At 68.3% G+C, this 17,109-nt stretch carries 15 protein-coding genes, 4 pseudogenes and 1 other annotated feature; of the genes and pseudogenes, 8 read left to right on the top strand and 11 right to left on the bottom strand.

Annotated elements, in window-relative coordinates:
* Nucleotides 1-78: 78 nt before the first annotated feature.
* The gene (locus tag IE157_RS11320; protein WP_318281458.1) at nt 79-1,146 is read right to left on the bottom strand and encodes an IS3 family transposase; all 1,068 of its coding nucleotides are present in this window, start codon (nt 1,144-1,146) and stop codon (nt 79-81) included.
* Nucleotides 913-1,043: a sequence feature (AL1L pseudoknot), on the bottom strand. It overlaps the preceding gene by 131 nt.
* Before the next feature lie 50 nt (nt 1,147-1,196).
* Between IE157_RS11320 and IE157_RS11325 the strand changes: the two genes are divergently transcribed.
* Entirely contained in the window at nt 1,197-1,307 is a 111-nt protein-coding gene (locus IE157_RS11325) for a VOC family protein (protein WP_193520020.1), read from the top strand.
* A 74-nt stretch (nt 1,308-1,381) separates the two neighbouring features.
* On the opposite strand, the gene IE157_RS11330 is transcribed toward IE157_RS11325, so the two are convergent.
* Nucleotides 1,382-2,338, bottom strand: a complete 957-nt coding sequence (locus IE157_RS11330) for a helix-turn-helix transcriptional regulator (protein ID WP_193520021.1) — start codon at nt 2,336-2,338, stop codon at nt 1,382-1,384.
* Nucleotides 2,339-2,432: 94 nt separating this feature from the next.
* Between IE157_RS11330 and IE157_RS11335 the strand changes: the two genes are divergently transcribed.
* Nucleotides 2,433-2,993 carry a mycothiol transferase gene (locus IE157_RS11335; protein ID WP_193520022.1) on the top strand — a complete coding sequence of 187 codons (561 nt, stop codon included), beginning with the start codon at nt 2,433-2,435 and terminating at the stop codon, nt 2,991-2,993.
* A 241-nt stretch (nt 2,994-3,234) separates the two neighbouring features.
* Here IE157_RS11335 and IE157_RS11340 read toward each other — a convergent pair.
* The 3 genes and pseudogenes from IE157_RS11340 to IE157_RS11350 form a co-directional block, all read right to left on the bottom strand.
* Nucleotides 3,235-3,888 (bottom strand): annotated as a pseudogene (locus IE157_RS11340) (amidohydrolase family protein); the annotation flags it as partial.
* A gap of 314 nt (nt 3,889-4,202) precedes the next feature.
* Nucleotides 4,203-5,333 (bottom strand): glycerate kinase, encoded by a 1,131-nt coding sequence (locus IE157_RS11345; protein WP_193520023.1) that lies wholly within the window; start codon nt 5,331-5,333, stop codon nt 4,203-4,205.
* 178 nt (nt 5,334-5,511) lie between these two features.
* The gene (locus tag IE157_RS11350) at nt 5,512-6,297 is read right to left on the bottom strand and encodes a hydroxypyruvate isomerase family protein (protein ID WP_098056084.1); all 786 of its coding nucleotides are present in this window, start codon (nt 6,295-6,297) and stop codon (nt 5,512-5,514) included.
* 83 nt (nt 6,298-6,380) lie between these two features.
* On the opposite strand from IE157_RS11350, the gene IE157_RS11355 reads away from it, so the two are divergent.
* The 3 genes from IE157_RS11355 (at nt 6,381) to IE157_RS12985 (ending at nt 7,858) form a co-directional block, all read left to right on the top strand.
* Nucleotides 6,381-7,070, top strand: coding sequence for an SLC5/6 family protein (locus IE157_RS11355; RefSeq protein ID WP_193520024.1), 690 nt, complete (start codon nt 6,381-6,383; stop codon nt 7,068-7,070).
* Between the two features lie 206 nt (nt 7,071-7,276).
* On the top strand, nt 7,277-7,453 hold the full coding sequence (locus IE157_RS12980) for a hypothetical protein (protein WP_197493205.1): 177 nt from the start codon (nt 7,277-7,279) through the stop codon (nt 7,451-7,453).
* Nucleotides 7,454-7,471: 18 nt separating this feature from the next.
* Entirely contained in the window at nt 7,472-7,858 is a 387-nt protein-coding gene (locus tag IE157_RS12985) for an aspartate/glutamate racemase family protein (RefSeq protein ID WP_222119721.1), read from the top strand.
* A 26-nt stretch (nt 7,859-7,884) separates the two neighbouring features.
* Here the strand turns inward: IE157_RS12985 and IE157_RS11365 are convergent, their stop codons facing one another.
* Nucleotides 7,885-8,322 carry a DoxX family protein gene (locus tag IE157_RS11365; RefSeq protein WP_064847455.1) on the bottom strand — a complete coding sequence of 146 codons (438 nt, stop codon included), beginning with the start codon at nt 8,320-8,322 and terminating at the stop codon, nt 7,885-7,887.
* 37 nt (nt 8,323-8,359) lie between these two features.
* Complete coding sequence (locus tag IE157_RS11370; protein WP_144998441.1) at nt 8,360-9,730, bottom strand: NAD-dependent succinate-semialdehyde dehydrogenase; 1,371 nt, start codon at nt 9,728-9,730, stop codon at nt 8,360-8,362.
* Between the two features lie 213 nt (nt 9,731-9,943).
* On the opposite strand from IE157_RS11370, the gene IE157_RS11375 reads away from it, so the two are divergent.
* Both IE157_RS11375 and IE157_RS13125 read left to right on the top strand, forming a co-directional pair.
* Nucleotides 9,944-10,990 carry an NAD(P)-dependent alcohol dehydrogenase gene (locus IE157_RS11375; protein WP_064847457.1) on the top strand — a complete coding sequence of 349 codons (1,047 nt, stop codon included), beginning with the start codon at nt 9,944-9,946 and terminating at the stop codon, nt 10,988-10,990.
* 209 nt (nt 10,991-11,199) lie between these two features.
* Nucleotides 11,200-11,343 (top strand): annotated as a pseudogene (locus tag IE157_RS13125) (hypothetical protein); the annotation flags it as partial.
* A 116-nt stretch (nt 11,344-11,459) separates the two neighbouring features.
* On the opposite strand, the pseudogene IE157_RS13130 reads toward IE157_RS13125, so the two are convergent.
* The 3 genes and pseudogenes from IE157_RS13130 to IE157_RS11390 form a co-directional block, all read right to left on the bottom strand.
* Nucleotides 11,460-11,597 (bottom strand): annotated as a pseudogene (locus IE157_RS13130) (DUF6986 family protein); the annotation flags it as partial.
* A 168-nt stretch (nt 11,598-11,765) separates the two neighbouring features.
* Nucleotides 11,766-13,373 (bottom strand): malate synthase A, encoded by a 1,608-nt coding sequence (gene aceB / locus IE157_RS11385; protein WP_193520026.1) that lies wholly within the window; start codon nt 13,371-13,373, stop codon nt 11,766-11,768.
* A pseudogene (locus IE157_RS11390) lies at nt 13,370-14,421 on the bottom strand (malic enzyme-like NAD(P)-binding protein). The gene aceB and the pseudogene IE157_RS11390 overlap by 4 nt, the downstream one beginning before the upstream one ends.
* Before the next feature lie 202 nt (nt 14,422-14,623).
* On the opposite strand from IE157_RS11390, the gene IE157_RS11395 reads away from it, so the two are divergent.
* Nucleotides 14,624-15,385, top strand: coding sequence for an IclR family transcriptional regulator (locus IE157_RS11395; RefSeq protein ID WP_035964809.1), 762 nt, complete (start codon nt 14,624-14,626; stop codon nt 15,383-15,385).
* 58 nt (nt 15,386-15,443) lie between these two features.
* Here IE157_RS11395 and IE157_RS11400 read toward each other — a convergent pair whose 3' ends face one another.
* Nucleotides 15,444-16,571, bottom strand: coding sequence for an aminotransferase class V-fold PLP-dependent enzyme (locus tag IE157_RS11400; RefSeq protein ID WP_286737524.1), 1,128 nt, complete (start codon nt 16,569-16,571; stop codon nt 15,444-15,446).
* Nucleotides 16,572-17,109: the final 538 nt, after the last annotated feature.

Raw genomic sequence — 17,109 nt, forward strand, 5'->3', positions numbered from 1 at the left:
TGCGTGAGTGGCAAAAAGGCGAGGTCGCATGGTGAGACGAGCTGACGCAACCACTGGCGCCTCAGAGACCCGGGCGTGTCACCTGGCGCTTAAGACGAGCCTCACGAGATGTACTGACTGGCGACGTTGATGGGTCGAGACGCCGTCGTCGCTGTAACAGTTGTGGCGTGAATCGACCCGGGTTTGTGAGAGGCTCGCAAGTGCCGCGTCGGCGGTCGCCGGGAGGTCGTCGATGGCCTTCCACGGTCCGCGGTTGCGGATCAGCTCGGCCTTGTAGAGCGAGTTGAAGGCGTCGGCGAGAGCGTTGTCGTAGGAGTCGCCGGTCGAACCGGCCGAGGCGACCGCGCCGGCCTTGGCGAGTCGCTCGGTGTAGCGGACGGCGACGTACTGGAGGCCCTCGTCGCTGTGGTGCGTGAGACAGGAGATGTCGTGACCTGAGTGCTGACGGGTCCAGATGCCCATCTCGAGGGCGCCCAGGGCGAGGTCGGTCCGTAGCGACGTCGAGGCCTGCCAGCCGACCACGCGGCGGGAGAACACGTCGATGACGAACGCTGCGTGGACCCAGCCCGCGAACGTGCGGCAATAGGTGGTGTCCGCGACCCGCAACTGATTCGGTCCGGTCGCCGTGAAGTTCCGCTCGACGAGGTCAGGCCGGGAGTCCGGGCCGCGGCCAGGGATCGTGGTGCGAGTCCCTTTCGCGCGGCTGATCCCGGGCAGCCCCGCCGCGCGCATCAGCGGCTCGACCGTGCAACGCGCCACCCCGACCCCTTCCCGGCGCAGTTGGGCGTGGAGCTTCTTCGCGCCGTAGACCCCGAAATTCTTCGCGTGCACGCGCCGGATACCGACCAGCAGTTCCTCGTCGCGCAGTGCCCGCTTCGAGGGCGGGCGGGACGTGAACGCGTCGTAGGTGCTTGGCGCGATCTGGGTGCCCGCTGCGGTGAGCGTGCGGCAGATCGGCTCGACGCCGAACTCGTGCTTGTGCTGGTCGATGAACGTCACGATCATCTCTGTGGGCGGTCGAGCTCCGCTGCGAAAAAACCGCGGCCGATCGCAGGATCGCGTTCGCCCGGCGAAGCTCACGCACTTCCTTCTCCAGCTCAGCCAGCCGATCGGCGTGGCCGGATCCCGTCGCGCGCCCACGGCCATCCTCGTGGCACTGTCCCGAGGTTCATCGGGGGTACTTCCTCGGTGCTGCCATGAAGCTCGGTGCGCGGGAAGCGAACTTCCAGCCCTCACCCGAACCGTGGCGCGTCATGCTCGACCCGATGGGTCAACTCTTCTGCTTGAGCGCTGTTCGCCCGGACTGATGAGAAACTCAACTGGAGGGCCCGAAATCATCGACCTCACACCGCCCGCGGCGATCAGCCCCGGCCGGCACCCCCTAACTCGCCTCTCGCGCGTGGTCTGAGATGCGTGCCATGGCCTCCCGGAACGGATCCGCATCTGCCCCGTCCAGGACTGTCACAGGAGCTTTAAGGTCTCGGCTGACCCACAGGACGTGCCATGCGAGGTCGTCCCAATCGGGTGCGCCCACCAGGAAACGGCAGCCGCGAGCAGTGGGCTCCAGATTGCTCCGGTAGGGGGCCGGTATCCGGGCCGTGGCTTTCTCCACATCGACGCCCATCTCCACGCGGACACGGCACGGGTAGCGGCTGGCAAGATCGCGGCGGAAGTCCAGCGGCGGCGCCTCACGAACCGCGAACTGCCAGGTCGTGGCGCGGAGGTTGGTCACCCGGTCCAGGCGGAACACCCGCCAGTCGTCCCGCACGCGGTCGAAACCCCGCAAATACCAGTGCTCCCCCTGGGTCATGAGTCGCACCGGCTCCACCTCCCGGGAGCTGACCTCCCCGGTGGGCTTGCGGTAGTCGAAACGCACCAACGTGTGGTCACGCTGTGCCGTCGCCAGTTGCTGCAGCAGGTGGAGATCAACGGCAGGTCTGTTGCGCGGGAGAGCTCGAGTAGCCCCGTCAACGGCTGCGACGAGTGAGTGCAGTCGCGGAGGCAGAAGCTGGTCAAGCTTCGTCAGCGCGCGCAGAGCGGCTTCTCCCACGTCATCTGTGCCAGAGAGCGCGCCCATGCGGAGGCAGGCAACCAGGGCGACTGCTTCGTCGTCATCGAGCAGCAGGGGTGGGAGGCGGCGCCCGGTACCCAGGCGGTACCCGCCGTCCAGACCTCGTGCGGCTTCCACCGGGTAGCCCAGCTGTCGCAGCCTGGTCACATCCCTCCGTACGGTGCGCTCCGTCACTTCCAGACGGGTGGCGAGTTCGTGCGCCTGCCAGGTGGTGCGCGCTTCCAACAGCCCGAGCAGGCGAAGGACGCGCTGAGTGGTTTCGGCCATGTCTGCATTCTCGCGGAGGCAGCGGACCGAAGCTGTCCGCAGGGCCTGGTGTCATGGTCGTGACAGCGCCCACTGACCCCGAGAGGACATCATCGTGTACCTGCCCCAGATCGACAACGAGCGTGCCACGCTCTGCAACTACCTGGACGTTCAGCTCGATGCCATCCGAGCCAGCTCCTACGGTCTCGACGACGACCAGGCTCGTCGCGCTCCCCTGCGCAGCACCTTGAGCATCAGTGGGATCACCAAGCACGTCGTCTACTGCATGAAGCAGTCGCTCTTCGGAGCCGGACACCACGAGCACGACCAGCCGTTCGAGGCGTTCTTCGCGAGCTTCACGCCGTCGGACGACGAGGACATCGTGACACTGCTGGAGACCTTCGACGAGGTTCGTGGCGAATACATGAGGATGTGCCGTGACGGTGACCTCGACGCGGAGCTGCCAGTGGGCCCCATGCCCTGGGTGGGCATGACTGAAGCACGCCCGGCGAAGTTGCGATACCTCTACGTCCACCATGTGGAGGAGTTCGCCCGGCACGCGGGGCACGCTGACATCATCCGCGAGGAGATCGACGGCGCACAGGCCGCGGAGCTGCTCGCAGCGATCGAGGGACGACCCGCGAATGACTTCGTGACCCCCTGGCAGGCCAGATAGCGCCGTCGTCCTGAACGCACGATCAGCACGGCGGGCAGACGGCGCGGTGTCCCGCCGTCACAAAGGTGGGGCAGGTCGTCGTCAGGCCTGGCCGCGCGAGGTCAGGCGGCCGGTGGGTGTCTCGTAGTCTGCCTCGTGCCCGCCCACGAAGGTCTTGCGGACCTTCCCGGAGAACACCGTGCCCTGGTAGGGGTGATGGGGTTCTCATGGTTCAGTCGCTGGGCGTCCACCACGTGGCCCTCGTGGCGCCGTCCGGGATCTCCTCCGCGAGCAGTGTGAGGTAGTGGGGGCGGGTCTCTACGGTGATGTCCAGGCCGTCGTTCTTCGCGGAGCGGATCATGGGGATGGCGTCCGAGGAGGACGGGTGCAGGATGTGCGAGCGCGCCCCGGTCCAGCGGGTGCGTTCGACGTTCTCCTCGAGCACCTCCTCCATCTCGTCCGCCTCCAGGTGGGGGAACTCGTCCACCCCCCACGGAGTGCAGCAGGAAGCACTTGAAGTCGTACACGCCGTCATCGTGCGGGGGCGCAGGTCTTCCTTGTTGCCGGGGACGGCGCCGCCCCGGAAGCCGATGTCCACGAACGCGTTCTGCGCTGCGAACAGCCGCTCGTACCCCAGGGCGGGCACGTTCACGGTGGCGGGCACGGAGTTCAGGGGCATGTCCACCATGGTGGTGACGCCGGCCGTCGCCGCACGGGTGGCAGTGGCGAAGCCCTCCCACGCGGTGCGCCCGGGCTCGTTGACGTGGACGTGGGTGTCCACGAGTCCGGGGATCAGGGTCTCGCCCTCGGCGAGCTCCACCACCCGCACGCCGATCATGCCTGCGCCGAGCGGTTCGACTGCGGCGATTTGCCCGGCCCGCGCGGCCTCCACCCCCTCGCGGTGCCGCCCGGTCACGGCGCGCTGCGAGTTCTCCTGGGCGGCCTCCCGCAGGGACTCGTCACTCTCGGGGTTCGACGCCGCCTGCTCCACCGTCGCCCGCACCCGCTCGTTCGCGCGCTCCTCGTCGACCTCCGGGTCTGCGGTCGCCCCGGGCCGGGGGGTCTTGTCCCGGGCGGACTCCGGGGTCTTCTTTTGAGGTGAACCGTGCTGCGGGGAGGCATTCATGGAAGTGGTGCCCTTCCGCTGGCGCGTTCCGGCGCTCGTGGCCGGGCGGTGCGGTGCGTGAGGGGCTGCTCGCTCTCGAGTGCCCGTGGAAATGGAAAGCTCCGTCACTGCGAGGCGATGCGGCGACCGACCTCCCGGAGCAGGCGAGGTGCCTCTCGCATCGACGTTTCTGGGTCCGCTGCAAGCGCACGCAGTTCGTGGACGGCGGCGAACCCCGCCTCGCGAAGTGTCGCGGCATCCAGGGTGGTGCGCCCGCACACGGCCACCACGGGCACGCCGTGGCGCCGCCCCACGTGCAGCACGCCCAGCGGCGTCTTCCCGCCGAGACTCTGCTCGTCCAGGCTGCCCTCGCCGGTGAGCAGCAGGTCCGCGCCGGCCACGGCGGCATCTAGCCCCACAAGGTCGAGCACGACGTCGATCCCCGGCCTGCGCCGCGCCCCCAGCACCGCGAGTCCCGCGTATCCGACGCCGCCCGCGGCCCCCGCGCCGGGGGCATCCGCGGCCTGGCGGGCCGGTTCGCCGAGCGCGTCCGCGAGGCGGTCGCGGAACACGGCCAGGGCGGCGTCGAGGTCCAAGACGTCCTGTTCGGAGGCGCCCTTCTGCGGGCCGAAGACCGTGGCGGCGCCGCGCGGGCCGAGCAGAGGGTTGTCGACGTCCGCGGCAAGCACGAACTCGACGTCCCGGATGCGTGGGTGCAGCTGTGCGGCATCCACGTGATGCAACTTGGCGAGCGCCGCGCCGCCAGGGGGCAGGTCGCGGCCGTTCACGTCCAGCAGGCGCAGCCCCAGCGCGGCGAGCATCCCCGCGCCGCCGTCAGTGGTCGCGCTGCCGCCCACGCCGAGCAGCACGCGGGTGCAGCCGGCATCGAGCGCGGCGGCCACGAGCTCGCCCGTGCCGCGGCTCGTGGCGGTGCGGGGTGCGAGCACGGGGCGGCCGTCCTGGATGGGGAGGACAGCGAGGCCCGAAGTCAACGACATCTCCACCACGGCCTCGTCTCCGCGTCGACCCCACGCGGCGGGGACGGGACCTCCCGCGGGTCCGGTGACGGTGAGGTCGTGGCGCTCGAAGCCCGCATCCAGGGCGGCGTCGAGCGTCCCCTCTCCGCCGTCGGCGACCGGGAGGACCTCCACGACGGCGTCCGGGCGCACCTCGGCGATGCCCGCCGCAAGCTCGGCCGCCGCCTCGTGGGCGGTCACCGACCCCTTGAACTTGTCCGGTGCCACGACGACGCGCACGGTGTCCTCCTTCTGGGGATGTCCGGTTCCGGGACCATTCCAGCACAACGCCGCCCGCGCGGTACCCGCTCGCTCGGTACCTGTTCACGTGGCACCCGCCCGGCGTGCCCGCCCGCTCGGGGCCCGGCCACGCGGTGCTCACCCGCGCGGCCTCTGTGGGTGGGGTCGGTTTGCGGGCTCACGCGCGCCGGTCGCGGGGGAGCCACGCGAAGGGGTCGTCCTGGGAGGGGACGTACTCCAGCGCCACCGGTCCGTGGTAGCCGTGCTCGTGGGCCCGGGCCACCCACCGGAGCAGCGGCAGATCGCCCGTGCCCGGCTCGTGGCGGCCGGGTGCATCCGCGAGCTGGATGTGCCCGAACTCCGCGGCGTGCCGTTCGATCAGGGCCTCGACGTCCTCCCCGTTGACCGCCAGGTGATAAAAGTCCGCGAGCAGCTTCACGTTCGGGCAGTCCACGCGGTCGAGCACGGCCATGACGTCCGCGGCGGTGCGCAGAGGATACGTCGAGGCGCCGGAGAGCGGTTCCACCAGGACCGTCCCGCCGAAGACCGCGACCGCGTCCGCGGCGTACCGGAAGTTCTCGACGGCGGCGTCGTCCTGCTCGGCCACGGGCACGTCCGGCAGGCGGTTGCCGTGAAGGGCGTTGAAGGCCCGGCAGCCCGTGGCCCGGGCCACGCGTACCAGGGAGTCCACGCCTCGCCGGAACTCATCCGTGCGCATTGGGTGGGAGAGGACTCCCCGCTCACCGGCGGGCATGTCCCCGGCAAAGAAGTTCAGGCCCGTGAGCTGGATGTTCGCGTCCTCCAGCGACCGGGCGAAGTCCTCGATCTCCCTCTCGGACGGGGTGGTGGCGGGGAACGGCCACCAGAACTCGACCGCGGAGAAGCCTGCGCGCGCCACGGCGGCGGGGCGCTCCAGCACGGGCAGGTCGGTCAGCATGATCGAGGCGTTCACGGTGTACCGCACGGTGGGCCCTCCCCGGGGCGGTGACGCGGCCGCCCCGTTTTCTTACGCCTTGATTCCATGGAGTGAAATTTGAGTTCTGATGAATGAAAAGTTATCGACCGGGTGTGATGCGCGTCAACCCGTGGTGTGAGATTTGGGAGCTGAACGGTGCGACGTCGTCTCACGGTTTTCTCCAGGACTTCCCCCGCACCACGGAGCAGGCGGGCGGTCGCCCCGAGCCCGGGCGCCTGCACGCACCGCCCGGCGTCCCCCACGAGCCGCGCTCGGACACGAGCAACAGGCTCTACAACGTGGACCTCGCTCCCACCAGCCGTTACGGGCGCACGTGGAGCGCGTACAGCATCTTCACCATGAGGGCCAACGACGTGCACTCCCTGGGCAACTACGGCTTCGCCATCGGCCTCTTCGCCCTCGGACTCGGTGCGTGGCAGGTGCTCACGGTCCTGGGTGTGGGCGCGCTGCAGGTGCTCGCGTCCCTAGCGCTGCTGATCCTGCCGTGGAACCTCTACACCTCGCCCGTGGTGATCGTGTGCTTCCTGGGTGGGCTGGGCGCCGCTGCTCTGGTCGCTCTTCGGGATCATCATGGTGGACTACTGGCTGATCCGCCGCTCCAGCGTGAACGTGCCCCAGCTCTCCATGGACACCCACGACGGCGAGTACGTCTACCGCGGCGGCGTGACCCCCGGGCAACCGGGGCGTTCGTCCCCACGATACTGGCCTCTCTGGCGGTCGCCCTGCTGCCCGTCTTCCAGGCTGTCGGCGAGTTCTCGTAGTTCATTGGGGCCGACCTGGGCGCCCTGTGCTACCTGGTCACCGCCAAGCGCGAGCTCGAGTGCACCGACCAGCACGGTGAGGCCATCGTGGCCGCCACTTCGCACCGACCCTGCGTCTCGCACGAGATCGCGCCCAACGACGCCGCCGCGGGCTCCCTCCCACTTGCCCCGCAGGGTGGAGCACGGCGTCGTCGTGCGAAGGGAACGTGAAGTCCTACCTCGCCGCGGTGGGGGTGATGGACGCGGTGCTGACCTACGACCCGCCCTTCACCCCTGTGATCCAGGCCAGGTTCGGCGAGCACCGGTGGGAAGGTCTGCAGGAGCTCCTCGACCAGCCCGTCGTGGACATCCCCAGGTGGCCGCTTCCATCGCCATCTTCATGAGGCGCAGCTACACCGGGAGTGAGCACCCTGGGCCGCACCGTGCCGCTCATCGAGGACCGGTTGCAGCTGGCCGGGCTGATGAGCGCTGCGCGTCCGTGCGGGCGCCGAACACCTCCGTGCTGGACCTGGAGCGTGATGAGAACGCGGCGGTCGAGACGATCGTCGCTGAAGCGCAGCGGGCCATCGAACAGGGCCGCAGCCGAGGTGGTTGTCCTCGGCTGCGGCGGGATGGCCGCCCTTGAGCACGCCGTGCACGAGCGGTGCGGCGTGCACGTGATGGACGGCGTGGCTGCCGCGGTCACCGTGGCGCAGTCGCTGGTGTGGCTGGGGCTGAGGACCTCCAAGGTCCGCACGTACGCGACCCCTCTGCCGAAGGACCTGAAGGGTTTCCCATTCGGGCGGTGAGGCCGGCTCGCGTCCTGCGCTTCCGACTACTTCCGGGGGAAGCCCCCGGCCCGGAGGGCCGCGGCGATCAAGGCCGGTTGACCGAACAGCCGGGCCAGCCGCTTGGCATCAGTGTCCAGATTGAATGCGTCGTGCCGCTCGGCGTACTGGCTGATGTTGCCGGGGAAGATCGCGGCGTAGAACGCCGCCAGACCGGCGCCCACGGCGGCGCGCTGCCTGGGCAGCGCCAACAGTGCGGCACCAAAGGCGATCTCCACCACACCGGAGGCCAGAACCACGGTGTCCTTGTCCATGGGGAACCAGTCCGGAACCTGCGCCTGGAAGTCCTCCCGGGCAAAGGTCAGGTGGGATATGCCCGCGGTGGACATGAACGCTCCCAGGGCCAGGCGCACTGCCGTCTCCGTCGCAGTGGGCTTGGGAGACGGTGCGGTCAGGGACTGCAGAGCCTTGGTAATGCGAGCCATAGTGCAAACCTCTCTCGTGGTGGGCGCCGGGCGGGTGTCAGCCGGCAACGCGCACCAGCTTGGTGTTGGCGAACTCGGTGAAGCCCCAGCGGCCCAGCTCACGGCCGTAGCCGGAGCGGCGCACGCCGCCGAAGGGCAGGCCCGCCTTCGTCGTCGCGTGCTCGTTGACGTAGGCCATGCCCACCTCCAGACGACGCGCGACTTCCTCAGCCTTCGCCTCATCCTTGCTCCACACGGAGCCGGAGAGACCGAAGTCGGAGTCGTTGGCAATCTCCACCGCCTCGTCCACCGAGTCGTAGGAGTAGATCACTGCCACCGGACCGAAGATCTCCTCCTTGAACGCATCCATCTCCCGGGTCACACCGGTCAGTACCGCCGGGGACATCCACGCCCCGTCCTTATCCAGAGCCCTACCACCGGTGTGCAGGGTTGCACCCTGCTCCACCGCACGCTCGACCTGGGACACGGCGTCGTCACGGCCCTGCACGGAGGACAGGGGGCCGATCTCGGTGTCCTCCGCCAGCGGGTCCCCCACCGGCATGCCCTCGACGGTCTCGACGACCGTCTGCACGAACTCGTCGAACATGCCGGCGGGCACCAGGATGCGCTTGGGCGAGTTGCAGGCCTGGCCTGCGTTGCTCATCCGCGCCGTTGCCACGGTCGTAGCGGTCTCCTTCACGTCCACATCGTCGAGCACGATCAGCGGGTCGGACCCGCCGAGCTCCAGAACGCTCTTCTTCAGGTTCTGCGCGGCCGTGGTGGCCACCGCGGCACCGGCGCCCTCGCTGCCGGTCAGGGACACGCCCCGCACCCGCCGGTCCTCGATGATCGTGGTCACCTGGTCGGTGCTCACGAACAAGTTGATGTAGGCGTCCTCCGGGATACCCGCGGCGTGCAGGATTTCCTCGATCAGCTCACCCGTCCGGGCGCAGATGGAGGCATGCTTGAGCAGAACGGTGTTGCCCAACATGAGGTTCGGGGCCGCGAAACGCGCCACCTGGTACTGCGGGAAGTTCCACGGCATGACACCCATGAGCACACCGATGGGCTCGGTGACGACCACGGACTTGGCGTCGTCACCCACGTCCAGGGTCTCCTCCTCCAGCAGGCTCTCGCCGTGGTCGGCGTACCACTGGTAGATCGATGCCGAGAGTGCGACCTCTCCCTGCGCCTGCGCGAAGGGCTTGCCCATCTCGGTGCTGATCACGCGCGCGAGCTCGTCCCCGCGGTCCTGGAACGCCTGGGCGACACCGGCCAGCGCTTTGGCGCGGTCAGCGGCCGGGGTCTTGCGCCAGGAAGCGAACGCGGTGTCGGCGCGCTCGATCGCGCGGGTGACATCAGCATCGGTGGCCGAGGTGAACTCCTGCTCCACAATGCCGGTGGCGGGATTCTCCGTACGGAAAGCCATGATGACTCCTCACTCATCTCGATGAAACTCATCAATAACAGCGGGGAGGTGCCCGCGGATATTCCCGGCTCCTCGAAACGCCCCGCACGGGGGGGCATTCGAGGATGGGCTGGGCGAGCAACAGCCGGGTCTATGTTGTTCTGTCTGCGGATATGGTCCCCTGTGAAAGGAGTGACGTGACAAGGCCACGGCGGGGGTCTAGAGTCACGGCCCATGACTACCAATGTTGCTGCCTACCAGGCCGTCGCCTCCGACGCCCCGCTGGAGAAGGGCACCATCGAGCGCCGGGACCTGCGCCCGGACGATATCCGCATCGAAATCGAGTTCGCCGGCATCTGCCACTCCGACATCCACACCGTGCGCGAGGAGTGGGGACCGATCGAGTTCCCCATGGTCCCGGGACACGAGATCATCGGCCGCGTCACCGAGGTCGGTTCCGAGGTCACGAAGTTCTCGGTCGGCGAGCGCGCGGGCGTCGGCTGCCTGGTCGACTCCTGCCGCGAGTGTGAGTGGTGCCTGAAGGGCGAGGAGAACAACTGTCCGAAGGCCGTGGGCACCTACAACGGCAAGGACCGCTTCGACGGGCGCCCCACCGACGGCGGGTACTCGACCGAAATCCTCGTCTCCGAGGCCTTCGCGCTGCACATCCCCGAGAACCTGGACCCGGCCGCGACCACGCCGTTGCTGTGTGCGGGCATCACCACGTACTCCCCGCTACGGACATGGGGCGTCACCGAGGGCTCCAAGGTGGCCGTGGTGGGCATGGGCGGTCTGGGCCACGTGGCCGTGAAGCTCGCCGCCGCCATGGGCGCGGAGGTCACCGTGATCAGCCAGACCCGCTCCAAGGAGGAGGACGGCCGCCGCTTCGGCGCCACCGACTGGATCGCCCGCAAGGAGGATCCCGAGGCCCTCAAGAACCACAAGGGCGAGTTCGACGTCATCATCAACACCGTCTCCGCCCACGTGGACGTGCAGGAGTTCATGGCCACCCTGCGCCCGCACGGTGCCATGGTCCTGCTGGGGCTGCCCACCGAGGCCCTGGAGGTCAGCGCGGGCTCGCTCATCGGCGGCCGCAAGTCCCTCACGGGCTCCAACATCGGCGGCATCCGCGAGACCCAGGAGATGCTGGACTTCTGCGCCGAGCACGGTGTCACCGCGGAGATCGAGCTGATCAGCGCCGAGGACATCAACGAGGCCTACGACCGCGTGGTGGACTCGGACGTCCGCTACCGCTTCGTGATCGACGCGAAGACCATCTGAACACCCGCGCAGCACGCACAACGCCCCGGACCACTACGGCCCGGGGCGTTGTGCGTGCACGGGCCGTGTCCCGCCCTCGTGTAGATTGTGGAGCCGCTCCCGTCCGCTGAAAGCACTCCTGAACACGGGCCTGACACGTTGACAGGGAAAGCACCACGACGCAGTCCGCCGGCACCGGATCGACCTCGACCACCCGGGGCAAACGTCAGATGCGGTTCCTGACGGTGGGTGGCATCTGCTACCTCACCACCATCGGCATCAACGTCCTCCTCAAGTGGGCGGTGCTGGAGGAGAAGCCCACCACTGCGCTGCTCATCGCCACCACGATCGCCAGCGTGGTCTCCTGCTCGCCGAACAAACGGTGGACCTTCAGCTCACGGGGGAGCAGGCACCCGGAAGTGGAGGCGTTCGTGTCCTCGACCGGTTCGGTGCGCAGCTTCTTGTGGACGCGGGCCACGAGATCGGGTGCCGCCGCGTCGTCGACCCCGGCGAGCTCGGCGAGGGCCGCGAGTCCGCCCGCCTCCTCGGCCGCCGAAGCCGCCGCGACACCCCAGTCGCCGGGCGTCCGCTCCATGACGAGGTCCGCCAGGACGTAGCACGTGTGCACGGGCTGGCGGGTCCCGGAGTCCCCGGGGAGGAACCGTGCGAGGTCAGCGTCCGTGCCCGCGAGCAGCAGGTCCGCGCGGTGACCGAAGCCCGCCGGTAGAGAGGGTGCGGCCCCCGCCGCGCGGGGCGGTCGTGGCGGGGGCCGGGGTGGCGTCCAGGTGCGCCGGTGTTACTTGCTGCCTTCCATGAGGTCGTAGGCGGACAGCGTGAGGAACGCCGGGTAGTCCTCCCTGAGCACCATGTCCGAGATGAGCCGCCCGGCGGGCACGAACCACTTCTCGTAGTTCTCCTGGTCGATCTCACCGCGCAGCACCTCGAGCTGAGTGTCCAGTGCGTCGGAGACGAGCTCGCGCGTGGCGGTGTTGTCGGTGTCCGTGTAGACCACGCCGTTCTTGATCTGCTGCCAGATCTGCGAGCGGGAGATCTCCGCGGTGGCGGCGTCCTCCATCAGGTTGTGGATGGCCACCGCGCCGCTGCCGGACAGCCACACCGCCACGTAGCGGATGGCCACGTACAGGTTGGCGTTGAGTTCCTTTTCGGTGCGCTGGTCCCCCGCGGAGGGCACGTCCAGCAGCATCTCGGCGGTCACGTCCACGTCGGGGCGCTGGTGGTCCACCTGGTTGGGCTTCTCGCCGAGCACGCCGTCGAAGACCTCCTGGCACACGGGCACGAGGTCCGGGTGGGCCACCCACGAGCCGTCGAAGCCGTCATTGGCCTCGCGGGTCTTGTCGTTGCGGACCTTCTCGAAGGCGGCCCGGTTGACCTCCTCGTCCTTGCGGGACGGGATGAACGCGGCCATGCCACCCATCGCGAACGCGCCGCGCTTGTGGCACGTCTGCACCAGCAGGTCCGTGTACGCGCGCATCAGGGGAGCGGTCATGGTCACGGCGGAGCGGTCCGCCAGGATGAACTTCTCCCCGGCGTCGCGGAAGTACTTGATGATGGAGAACAGGTAGTCCCAGCGTCCGGCGTTGAGCCCGGAGGCATGGTCCCGCAGCTCGTAGAGGATCTCGTCCATCTGGAACGCGGCGGGGATGGTCTCGATCAGCACGGTCGCGCGAACGGTGCCGTGCTCGATGCCCAGGTAGTCCTCCGCGAACGTGAACACGTCGTTCCACAGTCGCGCCTCCAGGTAGGACTCCATCTTCGGCAAGTAGTAGTACGGCCCCTGGCCGTTCTCGATCAGCTGCTTCGCCGTGTGGAAGAAGTGCAGCCCGAAGTCCGTGAGGGAACCGGAACCGGTCCTCCCGTTGACCGTGATGTTGTACTCGGGCAGATGCCAGCCGCGCGGGCGCATGACCACCACGGCCAGGGGCACGTCCTCGCGGAGCTTGTACTCCTTGCCCTCCGGGGAGGTGAAGCCCAGGGTGCCGCGGGCGGCGTCGCGCAGGTTGGCGATCGCGTCCACCTGGTTGGCCCAGCTGGGGGAGGCGGCGTCCTCGAGGTCCGCGAGCCACACCTTGGCGCCGGAGTTCAGGGCATTGATGGCCATCTTCGCGGGCGACGCCGGTCCGGTCATCTCCACGCGCCGGTCCTGCAGGGCCGCGGGGGCCGGGGCGACCTTCCAGTCGCCTTCCCGAACCTCGCGCGTCTCGGGGAGGAAGTCCATGGTGCCGCTCTCGGCGGCCTTCGCGCGGGCGGTCTCGCGCTTGCCGAGCAGCTCCTCACGACGGTCCGCGAACTTCTCGTGCAGCGCCTCCACGAATGCGAGGGCGTCGGATGAGAGGATCTCGTTCGCGGCGGGGATGTTGTCGGGTGTGTTGTGGGTGATGCTCATGGGTTGCCTCCTGGATTTTCGGTGTAGTTTGTACTGCTCATTGCGGGTGCGGCAGGCCCTGCACTCGGTACGACGCCGCCGCACCCGGTCGTTCCCGTCAGCCGGCCTGGGGCCTCCGCCACGGACTTCACGGCCTCGGCCACGGCCGGGGCGACGTTCTTGGTCGAACACACTGGGGACGATGAAGCTCGCGTTGCGCTCGTCCTCGTGCACGCAGTCGGCGATGGCCCTCGCGGCGGCCGCGAGCACCTCTGAGGTGATCTCGCAAGCGCCCGCGTCCAGCAGCCCGGGGAAGGCCAGCACGCTGTTGATCTGGTTCGGGAAGTCCGGCCGACCGGTAGCCACGACGGTCGCGGGCTCGGCACCTTCCACGGGGGTGGACCTCGGGGTCCGGATTGGCCCTGGCGAAGACGATGGCGTCGTCGGCCATGGTCGCGATGTCGTTGCCGTCCAGGACATTGGGGGCGGAGACGCCGATGAACACGTCCGCGGCACCCACGCCGGAGACGACCACCTTGACGTCCTTCAACGCCTTGAACAGGGCGGCCTTGCCCTCCATGGCTGGCAGGGCCGCGGCTGGTCCGATGTCACCGAGGCCCAGTACCGGGGTGTCGTCCGTGACCACAGCCACGGTGTTGCGCTTGAGGGTCAGCCGCCGGACGTCTTTGGGGCTCTCTCGGACGGGTATGCACACGCGGGCCACGCCCGTTGTGTAGGCGCGGGAGAGGTCGTCACGGTTGCGCAGGGACACGCTCGGGGTGACCTCGATCTCGCCGCCCAGGTGGATCAGGAAGGTGCGGTCGGAGATCTTGTGGACCTTGACGCCGTCCAGGGCGTTGAGCGCGTCGCGCACCTCGTCCCGGTGCTCGGCGTTGGACACGTTGCAGCTGATGTCCACGACGACGCTGTTGGGGAAGGACTCCACGATGTCCAGTGCGGTCACCTGGGCACCGGCGGCGGCCGCCGTGGTGATCTCGCTCGTGGAGTTGAAGGTCGCGGGCGCTTCCACGCGCAGGACCATGGAGTAGCCGGGGTTGGGAGCCGCCATGTGACGGGTTTCCTTCCGAGTCGAGCGGAACCGCGGTGGCCCGCTACCTATCCGTATTGTGGAAAATAAATTTCATTAATTGAATCCTAGGCGTAGAGTACGAGGCATGACAAGGTCTTCGTGAGACGTGTTTCACATTGCGGTCACCGTACGCGACCCCACGCGGGGCGGTGATCGCTCCGGCAGCAGAGGGAGAAGGGCCATGGCGGAAGGCAAGAGTGCGGGCGGCGTGCAATCGGTGGAGCGGGTCTTCGACCTGCTCAACATCATCACCGCGTCCGGAGGGGAGTCCTCCCTCAGCGAGCTCGCATCCCGGGCGGATCTTCCGCTGCCCACCATCCACCGGTTGCTACGCACCCTGATCCCGCTGGGCTACGTGCGTCAGCTGCCCAACCGCAGTTACGCGCTGGGCCCCGGACTGATCCGCCTCGGCTATGCGGCGGGCCTGCAACTGGGCACCTACGCGCAACCAGTCCTGCAGGGGCTCGTGAACGAACTGGGGGAGTCTGCCAACATGGCGGTGCTGGACGGTCACATGGTGGTCTACGTGGGTCAGGCGCAGTCCTCCCGCTCCATGCGCATGTTCACCGAGGTGGGCCGGCGCGCCCACGTGCACGACACCGGTGTGGGCAAGGCGATCCTGGCGACCCTGCCCGAACAGCAGGTCGTGTCCATCGTGGCGTCCATGGGCATGCCTACCCCCACCGAGAAGAGCCTCGGGACTGTGGACGAGCTTCTCGCCGATCTCGAAAAGATCCGAGAACGCGGCTACGCCGTGGACGACGAGGAACAGGAGATCGGCGTGCGCTGCTTTGCCATGGCACTGCCGGATGCACCCACACCCACTGCGATCTCGGTGTCCGGGCCCACGTCCCGCGTGGACTGGGACTTCGGCGACCGCGCCGTGCCCCTGTTGCGCGAGGCCGCCGAGCGGCTGTGCGGACAGCTGGCCCAGGCCGGCTGAACGCCTTCGTCCGAGTCTCGACGCCGCGTCGGTCCCGGTACCGTTTGGTCCACGGGCTTCAGAACCGCCTGGCGGCAGCCCTCAATGCCCGCGCCAAGCGGTCGCTGTCCTGCGGTGTGTTGTACAGGGCGGGGGTCACACGAATGACCTCGCCGTTCGTCACACCGCCGCGACGCACCGTGAATATCCTCCACGCCTTGGTGAGGTAGTCCGTGATGGCCACGCTGCGTTCCCGGGTCGTGTTCCCGTCGATCCGGAAGGACGTCAGTGCGCCGTACATGCGCCGATCCTCCGGAGTCATGATGGTCAGATTGGACACGTCCAAGACCTGGTGCACCCAGCGATCACGCAGGTACTGCAGGCGCGCGAACTTGTTGGCGGCTCCCACGGCTCGGTGGAAGTCCAGAGCCGCCGGGACTGCCAGGTAGTTGGCCGAATTGGCGGTTCCCGTGTGAATCCGTGATCGCACGTCATCGGCGTCGTGGTCCTCGTCCGCAAAGTGACGATCGATATCGGGAAGGCGATCCTTCTTGATGTAGAGAAAGCCGCAGCCCAGCGGTGCGCCGATCCACTTGTGCAGATTGAACCCCACGAAGGGGCTCTCGAGATCCCTGACGCTGAAATCCACATGGCCCCACGAGTGCGCGGCATCCACGATCGTGTCGACCCCGTGCTGCGCGGCCATCCGGCTGATCTCCGCGATTGGCAGCTTGAGGCCCGTGCGGTGGGAGATATGGGTCAGCAGGAGCAATGTGATCCGCGGATTGTCCCGGAGCAGCTTGGTGTAATGATCGATCACGTTCTGGTACGTCGCGGGTTCCGGGATCGCGGTGGCGATCACGTCCACCCCGCGGCGGTCCTTGAGCCACTTCATGGCGTACTGCATGGAGTCGTAGTCGAGATCGGCGTAGGCCACGGCGTCACCGGGCTTGAGCTTGTTGTAGCCACCGATCAGGGCCTGTAGCGCCTCCATAGCGCCGCGCGTGATGGCGATCTCCTCCACGGAGCACCCGACAGCTTCCGCCAGTCGAGCCCGCACATCTGTGATGCGCTCCTCGTACGCGTTGCGGAGGAACCAAGAGTTCTGTTCCTGGATGGTCCGGTTGGCGTGGGCATAGGCATCTCGTACGTTCTGAGGGTTCGCTCCGAAGTACCCGTTCTCGAAGTTGGTGACGGGCATGTCCATGCGGAAATGCCGTGCGACGGTGCGCCAGTACTTCTCGTCACGGGCCAGGCGGCCTGCGGGGGTCCGCGGTGCAGTGGGCAGTCCGGAGGGGTCTCGACCATGGCGCCCACCCTGGTGGGCGTGGGCGGGGGAGGTGACGAGGCCGCCCGCCGCCAGCGCGCCCAGGCTTGCTGTTCCCGCGACCAGATTTCGGCGATTGAGTTTCCATGATGTGCAGGCCCCCGGAAGTGTGCTGATGCGCACCACAGCCTGGATGCCGGACGTCGCCACTAGTCAAACCGTAAATTTCCAATTCACGATCCGCAGATGAAATTCGGGTGCGCATCACGGTGCGACGCGGGCGGGGCCCTAGCCTGCGGGCTGCGTCGTCGAACCAATCGACTCATCGGGCAGTCATACGGGGTGCTTCTCGCCGGCCCATCACGGCCCGGGCACGGTGAACGCGCGGAGGTACGTCACTGTGCCGCGCGGTGTGGGGGCGTCGTGGTGGTGGGTTGGTGGGTTAGGCGTCGCCTCCGGTGTTACCGCTGGTGCCGGC

The organism is Kocuria marina (genome assembly GCA_014652975.1).
Lineage (GTDB): Bacteria > Actinomycetota > Actinomycetes > Actinomycetales > Micrococcaceae > Kocuria > Kocuria marina.

Excerpts from the sequence above, each read along its gene's own strand:
- IE157_RS11320 (WP_318281458.1), bottom strand. The coding sequence starts at position 1,146 with ATGGCCGTGGGCGCGCGACGGGATCCGGCCACGCCGATCGGCTGGCTG.
- IE157_RS11325 (WP_193520020.1), top strand. The coding sequence starts at position 1,197 with ATGAAGCTCGGTGCGCGGGAAGCGAACTTCCAGCCCTCACCCGAACCG.
- IE157_RS11330 (WP_193520021.1), bottom strand. The coding sequence starts at position 2,338 with ATGGCCGAAACCACTCAGCGCGTCCTTCGCCTGCTCGGGCTGTTGGAA.
- IE157_RS11355 (WP_193520024.1), top strand. The coding sequence starts at position 6,381 with ATGAAAAGTTATCGACCGGGTGTGATGCGCGTCAACCCGTGGTGTGAG.
- IE157_RS11365 (WP_064847455.1), bottom strand. The coding sequence starts at position 8,322 with ATGGCTCGCATTACCAAGGCTCTGCAGTCCCTGACCGCACCGTCTCCC.
- IE157_RS11370 (WP_144998441.1), bottom strand. The coding sequence starts at position 9,730 with ATGGCTTTCCGTACGGAGAATCCCGCCACCGGCATTGTGGAGCAGGAG.
- IE157_RS11375 (WP_064847457.1), top strand. The coding sequence starts at position 9,944 with ATGACTACCAATGTTGCTGCCTACCAGGCCGTCGCCTCCGACGCCCCG.
- aceB (WP_193520026.1), bottom strand. The coding sequence starts at position 13,373 with ATGAGCATCACCCACAACACACCCGACAACATCCCCGCCGCGAACGAG.
- IE157_RS11395 (WP_035964809.1), top strand. The coding sequence starts at position 14,624 with ATGGCGGAAGGCAAGAGTGCGGGCGGCGTGCAATCGGTGGAGCGGGTC.
- IE157_RS11400 (WP_286737524.1), bottom strand. The coding sequence starts at position 16,571 with ATGGACATGCCCGTCACCAACTTCGAGAACGGGTACTTCGGAGCGAAC.